Source organism: Brachyspira catarrhinii (genome assembly GCF_005518285.1).
GTDB lineage: Bacteria > Spirochaetota > Brachyspiria > Brachyspirales > Brachyspiraceae > Brachyspira > Brachyspira catarrhinii.
Genome location: NZ_SJDU01000310.1, coordinates 1 through 2810, shown reverse-complemented (window position 1 = coordinate 2810; position 2810 = coordinate 1). Strand labels below are relative to the sequence as shown.

The following is a 2810-nucleotide window of genomic DNA, read 5'->3' as shown; positions in this document are numbered from 1 at the left end:
ACGATAGAAAAAATATAGTTTCGTTAATTAAAATGCGTTTCGTTCATAAGGCTTTTTTCGGAATATTGTCTTTGATTATAATACTCGCAATATTAATCGGTTTATATATAATAAGCGTTAATTTTCCTTTAAGATTAGATTTGACTCAAAATAAATCTTACACAGTTTCGCAACAGACAATGGATGTATTATCGAGAATCGATAGTCCGCTTTCTATAGTCGTTTTGCGTTCGCCAAGCTCCGACCCGACTTCTTCCGATTGGAGAGCCGATTTATTATTGGAACAATATAAAAGAATAAGCAGATATATAAATGTTGAATATATAAATCCTATCGAAAAACCTTCGGCAAGAAGCAAATATCAAATGACTCAAGTGGGCGAGATAGTTTTTACTTACGGACAAAATAAACAGGTTAGAGTTTATCGAAAAGATTTAACTTCGCAGTCAAAAGCCACATCCGAACCTTTATTTGTAGGCGAAGAAAAATTTACTCAAGCAGTTTACACTTTATTGGAACGGGAATCTTTCGTAGTATATTTTACTGTCGGACATGGAGAGAGACAATTGCAAGATAGGGGAGGCGAGGGGCTTTCTTTCGTCAAAACCTATTTGGAAAATGAAAATTATAGAGTTAGAGAATTAAATATGATTCTTGAAAATATTCCGACTGACGCGTCTCTTTTGATTATCGCGTCTCCTATAGAAAAATTTTCCAATTTTGAAATAGAAAAATTAAATAATTATATTAAAACGGGCGGAAAATTACTCGTTTTATACGACAGTTTTATGGATAGAAGCGGTTTCAATAGCAATTTGGAATTATTTTTGCAGGAATGGGGATTTTTTACAAGAAACGATTATATAATAGACGCGTCTTCGAGCGTTGTTATTCCCGTAAATATAATTCCTCAATATACGGCGCATCCTATAACTCAAACTTTAAGAGAAGGAAATGTTTTTGCATGTTTGGTTGTCGCAAGAAGCGTTCGTTCGGGAGAAAATAAATATAACGGCGTCTTTGAAAATATTATAACTACGACTCCTCAAGGATACGCAAAAAGAGAAGCGACTTTCGATTTATCGAGAGCGAGATTCAATCCTCAAACGGATATTGCTGGTCCCGTGCCTTTGGGAATAAGCGGAACTTACGAAATAGAAGGGAGAGAAAATCCCGCGAGAATTGTAGTTTTTGGAGATTCCACTTTCGCATTAAACGCATATATAAATCCAGAGCAGGGGCAGTCTGTCGATATAGCTTTTGCGGGAAATAAAGATTTGTTTATGAATACCGTAGCTTATCTTTTGGAAGCGAGACAAAAAATAACGATAAGACCTAAAGAGGCGAGCGTTAGAAATTTGACTTTAACGACAACTCAAACTAATTTTATAAGATATGTCGCTCAAATTGGACTTCCTTGTTTATTCGGAATATTGGGACTTCTTATATGGTTTTTCAGAAGAAGATAAAAGAATTATATAAAAATTATAATTATTATATAAATTACGCGCTTTTGGTATTAATCAACGGTTGCACGAGCGTTTTAAATTATGTTTCTTCGATTTATATAAATAGAAGTTTGTCAATTTCCGATTTCGCATATTATAACGGAATAATAAATATCTATTCGATAATAATTTTAACCGTTTCAAGTTTCAGTTATTATATAATGCATAATTATAATGACGAAGAAGACGCCAAAAGATATTGGGCTTACGGATATTTTATAGCGATTATAATATTTATAGTTTTTGTTTTTTCAATTCCTTTAATCGATATTTTATTTAATATAAAAAATTATAAGGCTCTTTTTTTAATATCTATAGCTTTATTTATAAGCGTTTTTACGATAGTGTCGCAGTCGATTTTGAAGATTAATAATTATATAGGGCTTGATTACGGCGCAAGTTTTATAGCGGCGCTAATTGCAAAAATAATTTTACTTGCGATTTTTATAATAACGGGACTAACTTTGGAAAAAGCGATTATATCCGTTTTGTTATCCTGCCTAATTTATTATATTATTCATGTTTTTGAACTTAAGAAAAAAAATCTTCCGTATTATACGAAAATAAAAAATATCAAAAAATATTTTTCGGTTAAAGATTTGTCGGAGTTTAAAAATTATATAATAAATGTAGTTATAATTAATTTTATATTTAATTGGATTTCGTTAAACGATGTTCTTATGGCAAACAGATATTTAGACAAAACGAGCGCGGGCTATTATTCGACAATGGCTTTGATAATAAAAATGTTTTTCTATATTGGAACGCCGATAGCCTCCGTAATGTTTTCTTATATATTAATTTCAATGAAAAATAAAAATAAAGACAAAGAGAGAAAAGTTTTATATTATTCGATTATATTATATTTTTTAGCGTCTTTATTTTTGTCGGCATTTTTAATAATTTTCGCAAAACAGATAATACTCATTCAATTTACCGAAAGATATCAAGCTATTATTCTGTTAATTCCAAAAGTGGCGTTATTTGGATTTTCTTTAGGTTTTTGCGTTCTTACTTTTAATTACGGACTTGCATATAAGTTATTCTATCCTTTTTACGGCTATTTGGTAATTTTTTCTTATGTTTATTTTAGCTTACGAAACGGCGAGCGAACATTCGAGCGATTTATATTCATAATGACTGTGTTTTATTCGGTTTTGTTTATTTATAATATTTTAATTTTGATATTGCATAGAATATATTTATTAAAAAAATAGGCAGTTCGCTAAATGATACTTTTAATAAAGAACCCCATGCATATCCGCATGAGGTTCGTAAAAATTATATTATATGAAAGAATGT

The 2810-nt window shown here is 30.5% G+C and carries 2 protein-coding genes; both read left to right on the top strand.

Translation table 11 applies throughout. The features are described from left to right. A partial coding sequence (locus EZH24_RS09835; protein ID WP_137998975.1) for a GldG family protein occupies positions 1-1469 on the top strand: 1469 nt, incomplete at its 5' end. Next, positions 1448-2725 (top strand): MATE family efflux transporter, encoded by a 1278-nt coding sequence (locus tag EZH24_RS09830; RefSeq protein ID WP_137998974.1) that lies wholly within the window; start codon positions 1448-1450, stop codon positions 2723-2725. The genes EZH24_RS09835 and EZH24_RS09830, both read left to right, overlap by 22 nt. Positions 2726-2810: the final 85 nt, after the last annotated feature.